The 17,774-nt window shown below is 69.8% G+C and carries 15 protein-coding genes; 10 read left to right on the top strand and 5 right to left on the bottom strand.

Annotated elements, in window-relative coordinates:
* Nucleotides 1-9: 9 nt before the first annotated feature.
* Nucleotides 10-2,187, bottom strand: a complete 2,178-nt coding sequence (locus tag ACZ6MZ_RS14955; RefSeq protein WP_469352111.1) for an alpha-ketoacid dehydrogenase subunit alpha/beta — start codon at nucleotides 2,185-2,187, stop codon at nucleotides 10-12.
* 205 nt (nucleotides 2,188-2,392) lie between these two features.
* Here ACZ6MZ_RS14955 and ACZ6MZ_RS14960 point away from each other — a divergent pair, with 205 nt between their 5' ends.
* From ACZ6MZ_RS14960 to ACZ6MZ_RS14995, 8 genes are all read left to right on the top strand, one after another.
* Nucleotides 2,393-3,646: an alpha/beta fold hydrolase gene (locus ACZ6MZ_RS14960; protein ID WP_469352113.1), complete on the top strand. Its 1,254-nt coding sequence runs from the start codon at nucleotides 2,393-2,395 to the stop codon at nucleotides 3,644-3,646.
* On the top strand, nucleotides 3,646-4,185 hold the full coding sequence (locus ACZ6MZ_RS14965) for a VOC family protein (RefSeq protein WP_469352114.1): 540 nt from the start codon (nucleotides 3,646-3,648) through the stop codon (nucleotides 4,183-4,185). The genes ACZ6MZ_RS14960 and ACZ6MZ_RS14965 overlap by 1 nt, the downstream gene beginning before the upstream one ends.
* The gene (locus ACZ6MZ_RS14970; RefSeq protein ID WP_469352116.1) at nucleotides 4,182-4,760 is read left to right on the top strand and encodes a VOC family protein; all 579 of its coding nucleotides are present in this window, start codon (nucleotides 4,182-4,184) and stop codon (nucleotides 4,758-4,760) included. The genes ACZ6MZ_RS14965 and ACZ6MZ_RS14970 overlap by 4 nt, the downstream gene beginning before the upstream one ends.
* Nucleotides 4,761-4,767: 7 nt before the next feature.
* The gene (locus tag ACZ6MZ_RS14975) at nucleotides 4,768-5,430 is read left to right on the top strand and encodes a GntR family transcriptional regulator (RefSeq protein ID WP_469352118.1); all 663 of its coding nucleotides are present in this window, start codon (nucleotides 4,768-4,770) and stop codon (nucleotides 5,428-5,430) included.
* Nucleotides 5,431-5,795: 365 nt separating this feature from the next.
* Nucleotides 5,796-6,758, top strand: a complete 963-nt coding sequence (locus ACZ6MZ_RS14980) for a sugar ABC transporter substrate-binding protein (RefSeq protein ID WP_469352120.1) — start codon at nucleotides 5,796-5,798, stop codon at nucleotides 6,756-6,758.
* A gap of 125 nt (nucleotides 6,759-6,883) precedes the next feature.
* Nucleotides 6,884-8,362, top strand: a complete 1,479-nt coding sequence (locus ACZ6MZ_RS14985; protein ID WP_469352122.1) for a sugar ABC transporter ATP-binding protein — start codon at nucleotides 6,884-6,886, stop codon at nucleotides 8,360-8,362.
* Between the two features lie 82 nt (nucleotides 8,363-8,444).
* Entirely contained in the window at nucleotides 8,445-9,464 is a 1,020-nt protein-coding gene (locus ACZ6MZ_RS14990; RefSeq protein ID WP_469352124.1) for an ABC transporter permease, read from the top strand.
* 77 nt (nucleotides 9,465-9,541) lie between these two features.
* Complete coding sequence (locus ACZ6MZ_RS14995) at nucleotides 9,542-10,378, top strand: alpha/beta fold hydrolase (RefSeq protein WP_469352125.1); 837 nt, start codon at nucleotides 9,542-9,544, stop codon at nucleotides 10,376-10,378.
* Here ACZ6MZ_RS14995 and ACZ6MZ_RS15000 read toward each other — a convergent pair.
* Nucleotides 10,375-10,809 (bottom strand): VOC family protein, encoded by a 435-nt coding sequence (locus tag ACZ6MZ_RS15000; RefSeq protein ID WP_384333836.1) that lies wholly within the window; start codon nucleotides 10,807-10,809, stop codon nucleotides 10,375-10,377. The two genes, ACZ6MZ_RS14995 and ACZ6MZ_RS15000, sit on opposite strands and share 4 nt — an antisense overlap.
* Nucleotides 10,810-10,867: 58 nt before the next feature.
* Nucleotides 10,868-11,278: a cytidine deaminase family protein gene (locus ACZ6MZ_RS15005; protein WP_469352127.1), complete on the bottom strand. Its 411-nt coding sequence runs from the start codon at nucleotides 11,276-11,278 to the stop codon at nucleotides 10,868-10,870.
* Nucleotides 11,279-11,416: 138 nt separating this feature from the next.
* On the opposite strand from ACZ6MZ_RS15005, the gene ACZ6MZ_RS15010 reads away from it, so the two are divergent.
* Both ACZ6MZ_RS15010 and ACZ6MZ_RS15015 read left to right on the top strand, forming a co-directional pair.
* Nucleotides 11,417-12,400: an ATP-binding cassette domain-containing protein gene (locus ACZ6MZ_RS15010; protein WP_469352128.1), complete on the top strand. Its 984-nt coding sequence runs from the start codon at nucleotides 11,417-11,419 to the stop codon at nucleotides 12,398-12,400.
* Complete coding sequence (locus ACZ6MZ_RS15015; RefSeq protein ID WP_469352130.1) at nucleotides 12,397-13,185, top strand: ABC transporter permease; 789 nt, start codon at nucleotides 12,397-12,399, stop codon at nucleotides 13,183-13,185. Before ACZ6MZ_RS15010 ends, ACZ6MZ_RS15015 begins: the two co-directional genes overlap by 4 nt.
* On the opposite strand, the gene ACZ6MZ_RS15020 is transcribed toward ACZ6MZ_RS15015, so the two are convergent.
* Nucleotides 13,166-16,303, bottom strand: a complete 3,138-nt coding sequence (locus tag ACZ6MZ_RS15020) for an ATP-binding protein (protein WP_469352132.1) — start codon at nucleotides 16,301-16,303, stop codon at nucleotides 13,166-13,168. The two genes, ACZ6MZ_RS15015 and ACZ6MZ_RS15020, sit on opposite strands and share 20 nt — an antisense overlap.
* 346 nt (nucleotides 16,304-16,649) lie before the next feature.
* Nucleotides 16,650-17,756, bottom strand: a complete 1,107-nt coding sequence (locus tag ACZ6MZ_RS15025) for a serine/threonine-protein kinase (RefSeq protein WP_469352361.1) — start codon at nucleotides 17,754-17,756, stop codon at nucleotides 16,650-16,652.
* Between the last annotated feature and the right edge of the window lie 18 nt (nucleotides 17,757-17,774).

A 17,774-nucleotide genomic window follows, 5' to 3' on the forward strand; every position in this document is an offset into this window, starting at 1 on the left:
GTCGGCGGTTCAGCGACCGGTGATCTTCTTGAGCTCCGCGGCGACCTCGTCGGTCCGGGCGATGGCGGCCCGCTCCAGCACCTTGCTGATGCTCGGGGACGCCTCGCCTCCGGCGACTCGCCGGACGGGCTGGTCCAGCCAGTCGAAGAAGCGGCGCTGGATCTCGTCCGCCAGCCACCCGCCGTAGGACGTGCCGACCGCTCCCTGCTCTGCGATCAGGACGTTGTTGGTCTTGCGAATGCTCGCGCCGATGGTGTCCCAGTCGATGCTGGCCCGGTCCAGCCAGCGCAGATCGATCACTTCGGCGTCGATGTCGCCGCTCTCCACGGCCTCCAGTACGTGGTTCGTCATGGCCAGGTAGGTCAGTACGGTGAGGTCCGCGCCCTCGCGCCGTACCGCCGCCTTACCCACGGGCAGGCAGAAGTCCAGGTCGTCCGCCGGGACCTGGCCGGTGGCCGGGTAGAGGTCCACGTGTTCCAGGACGACGACGGGATCGTCGCAGCGCAGCGCGCTGTTCATCAGACCGATGTAGTCGAAGGGCGTGGAGGGCGCGGCGATGCGCCAGCCCGGGGCGGTGGCGAAGATCCCGGCCGGGTCCATGGAGTGCTGGGAGCCGTATCCGGTGCCCATGGCGATCTTGCTGCGCAGTACGAGGGGTACGGCAGCGGTGCCCCCGAACATGTGGCGGGCCTTGCCGATCTGGTTGAACAACTGGTCGGCGGCCACCCACATGAAGTCCGCGTACATGAATTCCACCACCGGCCGGTAGCGCCCTTCCAGCGCGATACCGCCCGCCAGGCCGGCGAACGCGTTCTCGCTGATGGGCGTGGGCAGCACGCGTCCGGGGAAGGCGTCGGCGAGGCCCCGGGTGGCGCCGTTCGTACCGCCCTTGAGCCGGTGGACGTCCTCACCGAGCACGATGATCCGCTCGTCCTCGGCCATGCGACGTGCCATGACGTCGGCCACCACGTCGATGAACTTGCGTTCCGCCAACTGCCCCTGGAATGACGCGGGTTCGGCGGTCCGCGCCTCGTCGAACTCGCGGAGGTCGCCGCGAATACCCACGTCCCGGAAATCGGGGTCCGGCCACAGGTCCGGCCTGATCCGCCGCCGGCCCGGCTTGCCGCCGGGCACCGGTTCGAGAAGTCCGCTCGCGACGGACTCCATCTCGGCCTTCGCACTCGCCGTGCACCGCGCCACCTGCTGCTCGGTGAGGATGCCCCGGCGGACCAGATGGGACGTGAGGAGCGCCAGCGGGTCGCGGTCCCGCCACTCCTTCTCCTCTTCCTTGCTGCGGTAGCCGAAGGCACTGCCGGGGAACGGGCCGTTCTGGTGGAAGTAGCGGTAGACGTCCGCCTCCACGACGGTGGGGCCCCGGCCCGCCCTCATATGGGCGACCGCTTCGCCGGTCGCCAGGTACACGGCGAGCGGGTCCATCCCGTCGACGCGCCAGCTGGGGATGTTGAAGCCCAGCCCGCGTGCGGACAGCCGTGGTTCTGCGGTGACCTCGTTGACGTGGGTGGAGACGGCGTACTGGTTGTTCTCGATGAAGAAGCACACCGGGAGCTGCCACGCCCCGGCGAGGTTGAGGGTCTCCAGAACGGATCCGATGTTGACCGCGCCGTCACCGAAGTACGAGACGGAGACGGCGTCCGTGCCGGCGTGCCGGGCCGACCAGGCGAATCCCGCGGCCTGCGGGACGCCGCCGCCCACGATGGCGTTGGTGCCCATGGCCCCGGCCTCGCGCCACTGGAGGTGCATGGATCCACCGCGCCCGCGACAGAACCCGTCGGCGAGACCGCAGATCTCCGACAGGCCCCGGGAGAGCACCGTGCGTACCGCGTCGGGCAGCGGGGCCCGCGGGTCGATCCCGTCGGGAGCCACGTAGCCGAACGCCTTGGCGAGGAACTGGTGGTGCCCCCGGTGCGAGCCGTTGACGTAGTCGCCGCCGGTGAGCGTGAGCACCGAGCCGACAGCGCCGCCCTCCTGGCCGATGCTGGAGTGCGCGGGACCGTGCACCAGCCCCTGGGACGCGAGGGAGAGGACGTACTCCTCGAAGGTCCTGATGAGGAGCGTCTGGGCGAACATCGAGGTCAGCAGCGCCGGATCGGCGGCGTCCCAGTCCTTCCTCGTCGTGACGACCTCGACCCAGGGGGCGGCTGGGCTGAGTTTCTTGTGTGTGGGCACGGACGCCTCCAGGACATGAGCACATGGCTCGGCTGGGCTTGAACGCCCAAGCTTTTGCGATGTCTCACAGTCGCGCCGTATGGATCCATAATCAAGCTTAAGTTATCAATATGTTACTTAGGCATTGCAGGCTAGGGCATTGACTAGGCACGTTAAGAGCGTGATGGTCAGCGTTGAAGAATCATGGATCCAATGGAGGATGGTCATGTCGATGACGCCGAGCGACCCCAGCGACCTCCCGGAGTTCGAGCGGGACTCCTGGTGGGAAGCGGTCCGGGCCGAACTCAACGCGGACACCGAGTGGACGGAGGCCGCCAAATACTTCCCCGCACGCATCGAGCTCCGCGGCGACCGCACCTCATGGACGGTGGACACACGTGACGGGCATGCCGTAGCGGTGCGGCGGGGCACCCATCCGCAGGGAGCCGACATCACCGTCGTCGCCCCGGACGCGGAATGGCGCCGGGTGATCGACGGGCGGACCGACTGGTTCGAGGGCACGTCGCCGGGCCTCGGCCGCATCACGGTGGAGGGCGACGGCATCGCCGCCCTGCGCAACGTCAAGGCGATGTGGCGGCTGCTCGGCGCACTGTCCACGGCCGGCAAGCCCACGGCCGCACCCGGCCCCTTCTCTCCCGACCCCGAGACCGGCCGCCACACCGCACTCACCGGCCGCTACATCGAGGTCAACGGACTGCGGACGTATTACGAGGAGGCCGGCGAGGGGATCCCGATCGTCTGCGTCCACGCGGCGGGCCAGGACACCCTGATGTACCGCCATGTCCTGGAGGGACTGTCCGACGAGTTCCGCGTCATCTCCCTCGACGCCCCCGGCCACGGCAAGACCCTCGAACCGGCCGGCGGCGCCTTCCGCGACATCAGCGACCACGCGGACTTCAACGAGGCGTTCATCGACGCCCTCGGCCTGGAGAATCCGGCCATCGTGGGCTGCTCGATGGGCGGCAACATGGTCCTCGAACTGGCCTCCCGGCGGCCCGGCTTCTATCGCGCGGTCATCTCGGCGGAGGGCTCCGACCACACGCCGACCGTCAGCGACACGCTGCTGGAGATGCTGCTGCTGAACGGCCCGCAGATCCTGGAGGGCTGGTCCCGCTCCATGACCGGCCACCGCACCCCGCCCGACCGGGCGCGCGAGGTCGTATGGCAGTTGCGCCGGGTCTGTCCTGAGGTGATCGCCGCCGACCTCACCGGCTACGCGGGCTTCGACCGCCGCGATCAGGTCGGCCGTATCAAGAGCCCGGTGCTCCTGCTGCGCGGCGACGCCGACTGGCTGGTCCCGCAGGACATGGTCGAGCAGGTCACCGGCCGTATCCCCGGCAGCCGCATCGCGGTCCTGGAGGGCACCGGCCACTACCCGATGATCGAGAACCCCGTCGAGTTCAACCGCACCGTGCGCGACTTCGTCAAGGAGACGCCTCCGATGAAGGAGACCCTGTGATGAGCGGCCTCTCGGCCGGCCTCCCGGATCCCGGCACGCTGCCGGCGCCGCTGGCGGGACTGCCGGTGGCCCAGATCGGCATCCTCGTACCGGACCTGGCGGCGGGCATCGCCACCTGGTCGGCGCTGCTGGGAGCCGACGACTGGCTCGTCTACACCTACGGCCCCGAGACCGTTCCCCGGCTGACCTACCGCGGCGAGCCGGGCACGTTCCGGATGCGGGTCGCTCTCACCGGAGACGCCCCGCAGGTGGAACTCATCGAGTCGCTGGAAGGGCCGAGCATCTACACGGAGTGGATCGGGGAGCACGGCTACGGCCTGCACCACCTGGGATTCCGGATTCCGTCCGCGGAAACCGCGATCCGTGAGGTGACGGCGAGCGGTGTCGGTCTGCTCCAGTCGGGCAGCGGATACGGGCAGGACGGCGACGGGGGGTTCGCGTACTTCGACACCCAGGACAGCGTGGGTCTGATCGTCGAGGCCATTGAAGTACCCAAGCGCCGCAGACCCTCCGAATCACTGCCTCGGGGGCGGCGGTGACCCCGGCGGGGCGGCGCGGCCTGCCGGGACTGGCGGGCGTCGAGCACGTCGGTTTCACGGTGCCCGATCTTGAGGCGGCCACCTCGTTCTTCACCGAGGTCATCGGCTGCGAACCGGTCTACACGCTGGGGCCCTTCCGGTCCGACGGCACATGGATGGCCGACCATCTCAACGTCCACCCACGGGCGGTGGTGCACGGCCTGGCCTTCTTCCGCTGCGCCAACGGCCCCAACTTCGAGGTGTTCCAGTACGAGTCCCCGGACCAGCACCCCGTCCCGCCGCGCAACAGCGACATAGGCGGCCACCACCTGGCCTTCTACGTCCAGGACCTGGACGCGGCCGTCGCCCACCTGCGGGCGCACGGGGTCACGGTCCTGGGGAAGCCCACCGACAGCACCGGGCCGAGCGGGGGGCAGCGCTGGGTGTACTTCCTCACGCCCTGGGGCATGCAGCTCGAACTCGTCTCCTTCCCGCACGGCAAGGCGTACGAGAAGGAGCTCGATCAGCCCGATCGGAGCGAGGGCCGCAGGGTGAGACTGTGGCAACCTGAAGCGCCAGATGAGCCGCCACGTTAGGAAGACCATGCCAGGCCTCGACGGTTCGTCCTCGGTCGCCAGTCAGCGGGTCGCCGACACGCTGCGCAAGCAGATTCTCGTAGGGGAACTGCGCCCCGGCGCGAGGATCATGCAGGAGGAAGTCGCGGCGTCCTTCGGCTCCAGCCGGCTGCCGGTCCGCGAGGCCCTGCGGATCCTGGAGTCCGAGGGTCTGGTCGTCCTCAAGGCGAACAGCGGGGCGTGGGTCTCCAAGATGGACCTCGCCGAATGCCAGGCGACATACAAACTGAGGGAGCGGGTGGAGCCGCTGGCCCTCAGCGAGTCGATCCCGAATCTCACGTCGGACGACTTCACCCGGCTGGACGAAATCCAGCGTGAGATCGAGACGAACAAGGACGTCGACCATTTCCTCAGTCTCGACAGAGAGCTTCACCTGATCACGTACTCGGGCTGTTTCAATGAACAGCTCCGCACGATGGTGCGGCGTTTCTGGAATACGACCCAGCATTACCGGCGTGCGTATGCCCATCTCATTGATCCGACCGGGCATGAGCTGATCAATTTCGAGCATCGGCTGATCATAGAGGCGATCAAACGGGGCGATCCCGTCGACGCCGAACGGTTCCTGGCGGGACACATCCGCCGTACGCGGCTCGCGCTCTCGCGCCATCCCGAACTGTTCGCCGAGTAGGAATATCCGCCGAGTAGGAATAGCCGAGGCGGGCCGCAGTGCGGACGGCCCGCCCTTTTGGCATGCCGTGACGAGCCGTGCGGTGGCCCAAGGCGCCCACCACGCCAATAGCCAGGGTGGATCCATAAAGTTGATCACGTTGCGAAATCGTGACTGACACAATTCCCCCTTGTCGATTGACGTGGGAAGATTCAAGGTGGAATCTCGGGCATGCCAAAGGATTCTTCACCGATGGATCCATTGGGCGGATGCCTCGCTCAGCAGAGGATCCCCGTCACCCGCGTTGTCGCTCATGGCCCACCCGGCCCACCACGGCGACGAGAACGCACCCCACCCGGACTTTCGCTTTTCCGAAGGAGCGCGCCGTGAAACGCCGCACAACTGTCGCCATGACCCTCGCGATTTCCAGCACCCTGACCGCTGTCCTCGCCGGCTGTAGTGCCGATTCGACCGGCACCGGTGAGGGAGCAGCCAAGACCATCGGACTGATCCGGTTCTCCGGGTCGGACGTCTATGCCAACAGCGCTCTTGACGCCATTGCCGCCGCCGGCAAGACCAAGGGCTGGAAGGTGACGGAGGTGGACGCCAACGGCAGCGTCGACGCCGCCAACACCGCGCTGACCAACCTAGCCACCAAGGGCGTCGACGCCATTGCCATCTCCGTGTTCCCCACCGACGCGCTCGCGTCGGGCGTCGCCTCGGCGCGGTCCGCGGGCATTCCCGTCGCCAACTGGGGAGGTGGCCTCGGCGAGGGCGTGCCCATCGCCGCGGACGTGTCCATCGGCGCGCCGATGGCACAGCGGGTGGTGGACGACCTCGGGGGCAAGGGCGCGCTGCTGGCGCTCGGCTACCGTCCAGGACTGCCCTGCCAGCGCCGTGAGAAGGCACTGGACGAGGCCGTGGCGAAGACGGACATCACGGTGGACGCCCAGCAGATCACCATCCCCGGCCAGGTCGAGTCGGCGGACAAGGCGACGCAGGCGTGGGCCCAGGCCCACCCCAAGGGCGGCAAGCTCGCCGTGTGGTCCTGTTTCGACGACCCGGCCACGGGCGCCGCCGCGGCCCTTCAGCAACTCGGCCGCACCGACGTCAACGCCTACGGCCTCAACGGCACCGCCGAGGCGCTGTCCCTGGTCAAGGCCGGGAAGCTGACCGCGACCCAGTGGATCGACGGACCGTCCCAGGGCCGCGAGATAGCCCAGCTGCTGGAGAAGTACTGGGCCGCTCCCGACGACTTCGAGCCGGTCGAGATCGACGGCGACTACAAGATCATCGACAAATCCAACGTGGACGACTTCCTGGCCGAACACCCCGAGCTGAGGAAGTAGTCATGACAACGCCACCGACGCCACCGACGCCGGCTTCGGCACCGAGGCCACCCGGCGGTGGGGAGCCGGCACCACCCGGCGCCGGGGAGCCGGCACCGCCCGGCCGGACGGACCCGCTGGTCCGGGTGCGGGGACTCACGAAGGCGTACGGTGCCATCCGCGCGCTCCGCGGCGTCGACGTCTCCTTCCGGCGCGGCGAGATCCACGGGCTCGTCGGAGCCAACGGCGCCGGCAAGTCCACGCTGATCCGCTGCCTGGCCGGTCTGGAGCAGCCCGACGCGGGCGACGTCCTGATCGACGGCGAGGTCACCCACCTCCACGGTCCGGCCGACGCGGCCGGCCTGGGACTGGCCTTCATCCACCAGGAGTTGAACCTGGTGAAGTCCTTCACCGGGTCGCAGAACATCATGCTCGGCAGCCACCAGGGCTCGCTGCTGAGACCCCGGCGATTCGGGGGTGTCCCCGGCGCGGTGCTCCGGGCCGCCCGCCGGGTCGGGATCGACTTCCCGCTCGACATCCCCGTCTCCGGACTGACTGTTCATCAGCAATGGCTCGTCACCATCGCGCGAGCCCTGGTCGAGGACCGCGCCCTCATCGCCATGGACGAGCCGACCGCCTCCCTGGACGCCGAGGAGGCGGCCAAGCTCCTGGGGGTCGCCCGCGAACTGGCCGCCTCCGGCGTGGCCGTGGTCTTCATCAGCCACCGGCTCGACGAGGTGACGGAGGTGTGCGACCGGGTCACCGCCTTCAAGGACGGATCGGTGTCCCTGTCACTGCCCCGGGCGGAGATCACCCGCGAAGCCCTCGTCCGTGCCATCGTCGGCCACGCGGTCACCCCCGGCGCCGGCGTCACGGCCTTCGAGCCGACGGAGCGCACCAAAGTCGCCCTGAGCCTGCGGGGCATCAGCCGTGGACGGACCGTCCGCGACGTGTCCCTCACGCTTCATGAGGGTGAGGCCGTCGGTATCGCCGGCCTCGTCGGCTCCGGCCGTACGGAGCTGGCCCGGCTGATCTTCGGCGCGGATCGCCCCGACAGCGGCACCATGGTGCTGGACGGCACGCCGTACCGGCCGCGCGCCATCACGCACGCCATGGAGCGGGGTGTCGCGTACGTCCCCGAGGAACGGCGGTCCGAGGCGCTCTTCCTCACGCATTCGGTGGAGGAGAACCTCCACATCACGGTGTGGGACCGCTGGCGCCTCAGCAGGTGGCTGCCGTTCATCCGCCCCCGCGCCTCCCGGGCCGCGGCGAACGCCACCTGCCGCGCCCTCGGGATCAAGACGGCCGATGCCCGCCGGCCGGTCGTCGGCCTCAGTGGGGGCAACCAGCAGAAGGTCGTCATGGGCCGCTGGCTGGCCACCGACCCGAAGATCCTGATCCTGGACGAACCCACGCGCGGCGTGGACGTGGGCGCGCGCGCCGACATCTACGCACGGATCCGCGCGGCGAACGAGTCCGGTTCCGCCGTCCTCGTCATCTCCTCGGAGTTCGAAGAACTCCTTGAGTGCAACCGCGTGCTCGTCATGGCTGAGGGCCACATCGTCGGTGAGCTGACGTCGGACGAGATCACCGTCCCCAACATGCTGCACCTCTGCTACGCGTGATCCGCCTCGCGCGACCGAGGAAACCGAGAAGACCGAGAACACCGAAAAGACCGAGAACACCCAGAAACTGGAGAATCCCGCCATGGAAGGCACCATCGAACAAGCCGTGAAGTCGCCGGCCGCTGAGGGGGCCGCACCGGGCAGCGCACAGCGCGTTCTGGTTCTGACGGGCAGGTACGGAACCCCCGGCGTCCTCGTCCTGCTCCTGATCGGCTTCACCGTGGCCGGTCCGGCGTTCCTGACCGGTCAGAACCTCCTGAACATCCTCAACCAGAGCGCCACCCTGGCCATCGTCGCCGGCGGCCTCACCCTGCCGTTGGTGGCGGGCAAGTTCGACCTCAGCTTCGCGTCCGTCGTGAGCCTCTCCGGCATCCTGGCGGTCGGCTTCCTGGAGCGCAGCGGTCTGCCCTGGTTCGCCGCCATCCTGCTCGCCGTGGCGGCCGCCGGCATCATCGGGCTGGTCAACGGGTTGCTCGTCGCGCATCTGCGCATCGACCCGATCGTCGCCACCCTGGGCACCAGCACCATGCTGCTGGGCCTCAACTACGCGTACTCCAACGGCACACCCATCACACTCGACCCCGGGCCCTTCACGGAGATCGCGCGCGGCTCGGTACTGGGCGTCCCCGCGCCCGTCATCCTCGCCGCGACCGTGCTCGGCGGTCTGTGGGTCGCCCTCAACTTCACGCTGCTGGGGCACCACACGCGGGCGGTGGGCACCAATCAGGTGGCCGCTCGCATGGCCGGGGTACGGGTGGCCCGCATCACCGTGATCGCGTTCGTGATCTGCGGCCTGTGCGCGGGTCTGGCGGGCATCCTGCTGTCGGCGCGCATCGGCAGTGGACAGGTCACGGCCGGTGACGGCTACCTGCTGAACGCTTTCGCGGCGGTGTTCCTGGGCGCGTCCGTGCTCAGGGACGGTGACTTCCACATCGTGGGCACGCTCGTGGGCGTGCTCATCGTCACCGTCACCTTCAACGGCCTGTCCCTCCTGGGCGCCGAGTCCTACGTCCAGTTCCTCTTCCAGGGCGGAATCCTGGTCGCCGCCACCGCCTTGAGCAGCACCAGCCGGCGCATGCTGCTCGACTCGGCCCGGCGCTGACGCGGCGCCCCGGCTCGTCCCCACGGGTGGACCTTGAGGTGTACCCGTTCCCGTCCCACCATGGTGAGAGGCATCCCATGAGCAGCACCGAAACCGAGAAGAGGATCAAGGTCAACGGAACGGAACTCTTCGTCCGTGACACCGGCGAGGAGAACCTTCCTGTCGTCCTGGCCCTCCACTCGCTGTTCCTCGACGGCCGCATGTTCGAGGGCTTCAAGGACGCCGCCGCCGGAAAGTACCGGGTGATCCGCCCCGACTTCCGTGGTCAGGGCAGGAGCGCGGCGGCCGAAGGCGACTTCATTCATCTGGACACCGTCACCGCCGACGTCATCGCGCTGGCCGAAGCCCTGCACCTTGAGCGGGTGCACCTGCTCGCGCAGTCCATGGGCGGTGACGTGGGCTTCCGGGTGGCGGCGGCCCGGCCCGGGCTGATCACGTCGATGGTCGCCCTCGGATCGTCAGCCTGTTCCGAGCCCGCCGGTCAACTGGCGGTCTTCCGCGAGTGGGTCGACAAAGTCGGCCGCCAAGGCTTCGTCGGTGACGTGCTCCAGGAGACCGTGGAGATCATGTTCGGCGTCACCACACGCAACGACCCTGCCAAGCGGGACATCGTCACGCTGTGGGAGTCGCGGATCGCCGAGGTACCCAAGACCCTGCGCCCCGCCATGGCGGGTGTCATCGAGCGCGGCACCGCCGTGCACCTGCTGCCGCAGATCAGCGCACCCGTCTTCGTCGTGTCCGGCGAGGAGGACAAACCGCGTCCCGTCCCGTGGCAGGACGAAATGGTCGAACACCTGCCGAACGCCACCCTGTGGCGCCTGGAGAAGATCGGTCACAGCCCCATCCTGGAAGTCCCGGACGTGGTCCTTCCGCGCGTTCTCGACTTCTTCGATCAGGTGGAGACGGCCGGCTAGTCGAGACAGAACTCGTTGCCCTCGACGTCCTGCATCCCAAGGCACGACTCGTTGAATCCATCGGCAATCAGGAGTAGCCCGCGTACCGCGCCGAGCGGGATCAGTCGTGCGCACTCGGCCTCAAGCGCGGCCAGGCGCTCTTCACCCACGAGCCCGGTGCCGACCCGCACATCAAGATGCACCCGATTCTTGACGACCTTGCCTTCGGGAACGCGCTGGAAGAACAGGCGCGGGCCCACACCCGAGGGATCAATGCAGGCGAACGCCGAACCCTGACGCTCGGGCGGCAGCGAGCGATCGAAATCGTCCCACGTAGCAAACCCCTTTGGCGGCGGCGGTACGACGTACCCCAACACCTCGCACCAGAAGCGAGCGACGCGCTCCGGATCTGCGCAATCGAAGGTGACCTGGAACTGCTTGACCGATGGCATCGGCCCACCATAGTGGCGCGTGCTGTTCACCGGCACCCACATTTTTCCCAGCCGCGGGTCAGTCCAGCGGGGCGGGCCATTCGTTGGCGGGCAGCAGGTCGCGGAGGCTTGCCGATCTGTCGCGGCCGAGGACCACTTCGGTGTCGAGGTTCGCCGGGTCGATCTGGCGGATGAACTCCCGGCACCGGCCGCACGGTGGCAGGACGTGCAGGACGCCCTCGTCGCTGCGCCATACGGCGACCACCTTCGCGATCCGGTACTCACCGGCGGTGACCATCGCGGCGATGGCCGCGTGCTCCGCGCAGAACCCGGTGCCCGAACCGGTGTCGATACAGACGCCCGAGTACAGGTTGCCCGCATCGCTGACCAGGGTGGACCCCACGTCGCCGAACAGCCGGTTGCCCACTCGGTGGCGGTTCAGCACGGATTGAGCGGCAGCGATCAGGTCATCGTTCGATGGAGTGGTCACTTGGCAGAAAGTACCGTCGCGGCTACCCCAGGGCCAGACAGCGCCGGCGCACCATCAAGCTGAGGGACGCGCCCGGTTTCAGGGTGCTGAAACCGTCGTGAATGTGCGCTGAATGCGCCCTGCCGCAGCCTCTGCGGCATGACGACAACGACTCCGCACTCTCTCGCCATCGTGGCCAAGGGGCTGCGCAAGGCCTACGGGGACAAGACGGTCCTCGACGGCATCGACCTGGCGGTGCCGGCCGGTACCGTCTTCGCCCTGCTCGGGCCGAACGGTGCCGGTAAGACCACCGCCGTGAAGATCCTCTCCACTCTCGTCACCGCCGACGCCGGCGATCTGCGCGTCGGCGGCCACGACCTGGCCACCGACCCGCAGGCCGTGCGGGCCGCGATCGGTGTCACCGGGCAGTTCTCCGCCGTCGACGGTCTGATCACCGGCGAGGAGAACATGCTCCTCATGGCGGACCTGCATCACCTCTCCAAGAGCGAGGGCCGCCGCGCCGCCGCCGAACTGCTTGAGCGCTTCGACCTGACGGAGGCCGCGAAGAAGCCCGCCTCCACCTACTCCGGCGGCATGAAACGCCGGCTCGACCTCGCCATGACGCTGGTCGGCAACCCGCGGATCATCTTCCTCGACGAGCCGACCACCGGCCTCGACCCGCGCTCCCGCCACAACATGTGGGGCATCATCCGCGAGCTGGTCTCCGGCGGCGTCACTGTCTTCCTCACCACCCAGTATCTGGAGGAGGCCGACGAGCTCGCCGACCGCATCGCCGTGCTCAACGACGGCAAGATCGCCGCCCAGGGGAGCGCCGACGAGCTGAAGCGGCTCATCCCCGGCGGGCACGTCCGGCTCCGCTTCACCGACCCGGCCGCCTACCAGTCCGCCGCGGTCGCCCTGCGCGAGGTCACCAGGGACGACGAGGCGCTGTCGCTTCAGATCCCCAGCGGTGGCAGCCAGCGCGAGCTGCGCTCCATCCTCGACTGGCTGGACTCCGCGGACATCGAGGCGGACGAGCTGACCGTGCACACCCCCGACCTCGACGACGTGTTCTTCGCCCTGACCGGCCCCACCACCGGCCCCGCCACCGTGCCCAACCAGTCCAAGGAGAACGTCCGATGAGCTCCCTCTCCCTCGCCGTCCGCGACTCGAACACGATGCTGCGCCGTAACCTGCTGCACGCGTGGCGCTACCCGTCCGCAACCCTGAACCTGCTGCTCACGCCCATCATGCTGCTGCTGCTCTTCGTCTACATCTTCGGCGATGTGATGAGCGCGGGCATCGGTGGCGGCGCCGACCGCTCCGCGTACATCGCCTATATCGTCCCGGGCATCCTGATGATGACCGTCGGCTCCACCGTGGTCGGGGCCGCGGTGTACATCTCCATGGACATGACCGAGGGCCTCATCGCCCGCTTCCGTACGATGGCGGTCTACCGCGGCTCTGTGATCGTCGGGCACGTCGTCGGCAGCGTGGTGCAGTGCATCGCCAGCGTGGTCCTCGTCGGCGCCGTCGGCGTGGCCATCGGCTTCCGGTCCACGGACGCCACGGTCCTGGAGTGGCTGGCGGCGTTCGGGCTGCTCGCGCTGTTCTCCCTGGCGCTCACCTGGATCGCGGTCGGCATGGGCATGGCCAGCCCGAACCCCGAGGCGGCCGGCAACAGTGCGATGCCGCTGATCCTCCTGCCTCTCATCTCCAGCGCCTTCATTCCGGCCGACACGATGCCGGGCTGGTTCCAGCCGATCGCCGAGTACCAGCCGTTCACCCCGGCCATCGAGACCCTGCGCGGCCTGCTGCTCGGCACCGAGATCGGCAACAACGGGTGGATCGCGATCGTCTGGTGCGTCGGCCTGACCGCGCTCGGCTACCGCTGGTCGACGGCGCAGTTCAACCGCGACCCGAAGTAACCGCCATGAAAGCGCGGGCTGCCTCCCGCAACTCGTCCCGCCCCAGGGCGGCGTACTCCGACACCGCGTCGGCGTACGCCGCCCCGTCGGCGTTCTCGGCCGCCCGCCGGGCCCGCGCCGCCGACATCGTCGGCTGGTAATCGCGCAGCACCCGCAGCCGTTCGGCCAGCGCGATCATCCGTACGGCGGCGGCGTCGCCGGCGGCGAGCCCCGCCATGCCGAGGGCGTGCAGCACCGTCCCGAACACAGGGAGCTCCATGGGCGAGTGGGACGGACCGGAGAGCAGGATCCGCAGCCCCTGCCGCAGCCGGTCGAGCGGCTCCGCGACCAGCTCCAGACGGCCGGCATGCGCGTGCGCCGTCACCGCCGCCGACTGGATCTGCAGCACCCACCGGTCGAGGAAGGGATCGCCGCTGTACAACGAGCCGGCCTCGGCCACCCCCTCCACGGCGCCGCGCCACAAGCCGAGCCCGACCTCCGTCAGTCCGCGGGCGAGAGCGATCTCGGCGCGGCCGCCGAGGTCGGCGCTGTCGGAGTCGTCCTTCTGCGGGTTGTTGACGTCCTCCGCCCGCCGCAGCCAGTACTCGGCCTCGTCGGGGTCGCCGCGCTGTAGGCAGGCGAGGACGAGGCCCCAATGGACGCCGATGGTGTCGTGCTCGTCGCCGAGCCGCCGCAGCGCCTTGAGCGCCGCCTTGAGGTGCCCGTACGCGTCCTCGCCCCGCTCCATCTGCAAGCACAGCTGGCTCAGCCGGGAGTGGCCCATGACCTGGAGGAACGGGTTGTCGACCGGCGCCAGTGCGGAGATGGTCCGGCGCGCCGAGGCGAGCGCGCGGTCGATGTCGTGCTCGTACTCCCAGATGAAGGTGGCGACGCACTCGGCGATGCCGGCGAGCAGCGGCTGCTCGCTGTCGCACAGCCCCCGCAGCACGTCGTAGTCGGGAGGCAGCATCTCGGGGACCGCGCTCAGCACTGCCGCGATGGCGCGCAGCAGCGTGTCCGGCGGGGCCGGGGGCAGCCGGCGGAGGGTGACGAGCTGGCGTACGCCGTGCGGGCCGTAGCCCATGAACAGGTTCGCCGTGCACAACACCGCGGCGGCGCGGGCGACTTCGACGTATTCGGGCTCGGGGTAGTAGTGCGACAGCGGCGGGCCGGTGTCGGTGGCGAGGGTGGCGAGGCGGAGGTAGTTGGACTCGGTGGACCACAGGGCGGCGAGGACGGCGGTGAGGGCCGCGATGGTGGGGCCGTCGGTACGGGCCAGCGCGTGCCGCAGGGCCGGCACGAGGTTGTCCTGCTCGACCTTGATCCGCTCCCTGGCGGCCGGCGGTTCCGAGCCGAAGAGCCAGTCGTGGTACGCGACCCCGAAGTCCCGCGCCCAGGCGAGGAACCGGCCGACGGCCTCCTCGTCCTCGCCCGCCTCCGCGCGCCGGGCCGCGCTGAACTCCCGTACGGTCTCCAGCATCCGGAACCGCACGCCGGCCGGGGTGTCGGCGACGGTGAGCAGCGACTGACCGGCCAACTGCTCAAGCAGAAGCAGCGCGTCCTCGCCGAGCACCTGCTCGCCCGCCTCGCCGGAGAAGCCGCCGGGGAAGACGGACAGCATGCGCAGCGCTGCTCGGGCGTTCTCCGAGAGCAGGTTCCAGCTCCAGTCCACGACCGCGTGCAGCGTGCGGTGGCGCTCCGGCGCGTCCCGCGCCCCGCCGCGCAGCAGCGCGAACCGGTCGCCCAGGCGGCGGGCGATCTCCGGCACCGAAAGGACCCGCACCCGCGCCGCGGCCAGCTCCACGGCGAGCGGCAGCCCGTCGAGGTGGCGGCACAGCTCGGCCACCGCGTCCGGCGGCAGCTCCACGCCGGGCCGGGCGGCCCGGGCCCGCTGCGTGAACAGCTCGACCGAGGTGTCGGGACCGAGCTCCGGCAGTGCGTACACCGCCTCCGAGGTGAGGCTCAGCGGGGACCGGCTGGTGGCGAGCACCCGCAGGTCCTTGGAGGACGAGACCAGGGCCTGTACGAGATCGGCGGCGCCCCGTATGACCTGCTCGCAGTTGTCCAGCGCCAGCAGAGCGGGCCCGGAGCCGAGCACACCGAGGATGCCGGACACCGGGTCGGCCGAGGCGTGGCCGCTCACGGCTCCGGGCCGCCCCTCGCCCGCGCCGAGCGCGGAGGCCACCTCCGCGGCCACGTCCTCGTCCGCCGTGACGCCGGCGAGCGGTACGAAATACACCACGCGCTGCTCGGCCCGGCGGCTGACGGCGTGCGCGAGCCGGGTCTTGCCGAGGCCGCCGGGGCCGACGACGGTGACGGCACGGGAGGCGCGCAGCAGCCGCCCCACCGCCGCGATGTCCTCGTCCCGGCCGAGGAGCGGGTTCGGCTCGTGCGGCACGCCGTGCCTGACCACCGGCGCCTCGCCGCGCAGCAGCTCCCGCTGTACGGCCCTGAGCCCGGCGCCCGGATCCGTGCCGAGCGTCTCGCGCAGCTCACGGCGGTACGCCTCGTACCGCGTCAGCGCGGCGGACGGGCCCGCCGTCGCCGCCTCGCCGCGCAGCAGCTCGGCGAGCACCTCCTCGTCGCGCGGACGCTCCGAGGCGGCCACGGCCAGCGGCCCGGCCGCCTCCGCGTGCCGCCCGAGGCGGGCGAGCGCGAGCGCCCGCGCGCGTACGAGCGTGCCGCGGACGGGGGCGCGCTCGGTGCGCAACGCGGCCACGGGGTCGTCGGTGTCGCCGCCCCCGTCAGGAGCGCCCTCCCACAGCGCGAGCCCGGCCTCGGCCGCGGCCAGTGATCCCGCGTGGTCCCCGGCCCTGGCCCGGTCCGCGCCGGCGGCGGCGTACAGCAGCAGGGCGGAGCTGTCGACCTGGTCCTCGGCGAGGGTGAGCCGGTATCCGGTCGGCGTGCTGACGAGGACGTCGGCGCCCAGCTGCGCCCGTGCCCTGGACACGAGGACCTGCACCGCCTTGCCCGGCCGCTCCGGCAACTCGTCCGGCCACAGCCCCGCCACCAGCCGCTCGGTGCTGCGGCCCGTGCGCAAGTCGCCCGCGAGCAGCGCGAGAAGACCGCGGAGCCGGGGCGCGGTGACCTCCTGTCCGCGATAGGTGACACGCGGCAGCAGGGTCAGGTCGGTGGTCACCCGTGCAGGTTAGCCAAGGCCCGGCCGCCGGGACTCCCGCCGCGGGCCGAACTCCCGCCGCCGCGACCGTTGCCGCACCCGCGCCAACCGATCCCGCCGCCGTGCCCGCAGCCCGTGCCGTGCCCGTACGGCGTCGGCCGGACTCCTACGCGAAGAGCATCGGCGTCACATCGTGTGCCTGTACGGTCCGTGACCGGCCTGCCGCAGATAATGCGCTGATATCTGCGGTAGGGCTGGGTTCCACCTGCTGAGACTTGGCCCCGGCGAGCACGTGAAGCGGTCCCGTTATCTGTGGCATCGCGCCGACCGGCCGTTGCCGCACGATCCGGCACGGTTGTTCCTCGACCTAGTCGCAGTAGTGATCCAGAACGTACGGCAGGTGGCGCGCCCACTTGCCGTACGCCATCTCGTCGGGCGCGATCACGGTGAAGTCCCACGTGATGCCCTCGTCGGTCTGGATGTACAGGGTGCACTGCAAGGAGTCGTCGTCGAAGGCGTGGCCGATACTTGCGATCTCGCTCCACTCGAAGTCCATGCTCACGTCGGTCCGGCGGACACGACGGATCTCGACACCGTAATCCCCGATGAACAGGGAACGTTCGGTGTCCCGGGCTTGGAAGTACCACGCTTCCTCGCCGGTGAACTCCTCGGCCAGGTCGGGGGCTGCCTCGGCCGTCGGCATGACGAGAGTGGCGGGTGGCCCCACGACAGTGGGCGGGTGGGAGACGTCCGCCGCATCGGTGAATGCGTCGAGCAGTTGGTCCGTGGTGGGTCGGCGTGCTGGGTTCTTCTCCAGGCAGGCCCCGACGATCCCGCGCATGCTCACCGGGACCGTTGAGAGGTCGGACTCCGCGTGCACCGAGCGGTACATCAGCATCATCGGTGTCCCCTCGCCGAAGGCGCTGCCGCCCGCCGCCGCCACGAGGACGGCACCGAGGGCGAACACATCGGCGGCACCGGTCACTTCCCGGCCCTCCGCCTGCTCGGGGGCGAGATAGCCGGGGGTGCCGAAGGCGTGGCCCGTCATCGTCAGCCGGGTGGACTCGACGGCCCGGGCGATGCCGAAGTCCACGACCCTTGGACCGTCCGGCGCCATGATGATGTTGCCCGGTTTCAGATCCCGGTGCACGAGCCCGCATTCGTGCACTGCCTGAAGCGCCTCCGCCAGTGCCGCACCCAGATGTCGCAATTCCCCCTCGTTCATGGGACCTTCGGCGCTGATCAAGTGAGCCAGCGTGGGGCCGGGCACATACGCCGTGGCCAGCCAGGGCGGCTCTCCGTCGGGATCGGCGTCCACCACCTGTGCCGTATGGAAGCCGCCGACTTTGCGCGCGGCGTCCACCTCGGCCCGGAACCTGGCCCGGAAAGTCGCGTCCGCGGCCAACTCGGGTCGGGCCACCTTCACCGCCAGCAGACGCCCACCGCGAGACCGGGCCAGATACACCGTGCCCATTCCGCCCGCACCAAGTTC

Source organism: Streptomyces sp. NPDC042201, from assembly GCF_055582185.1.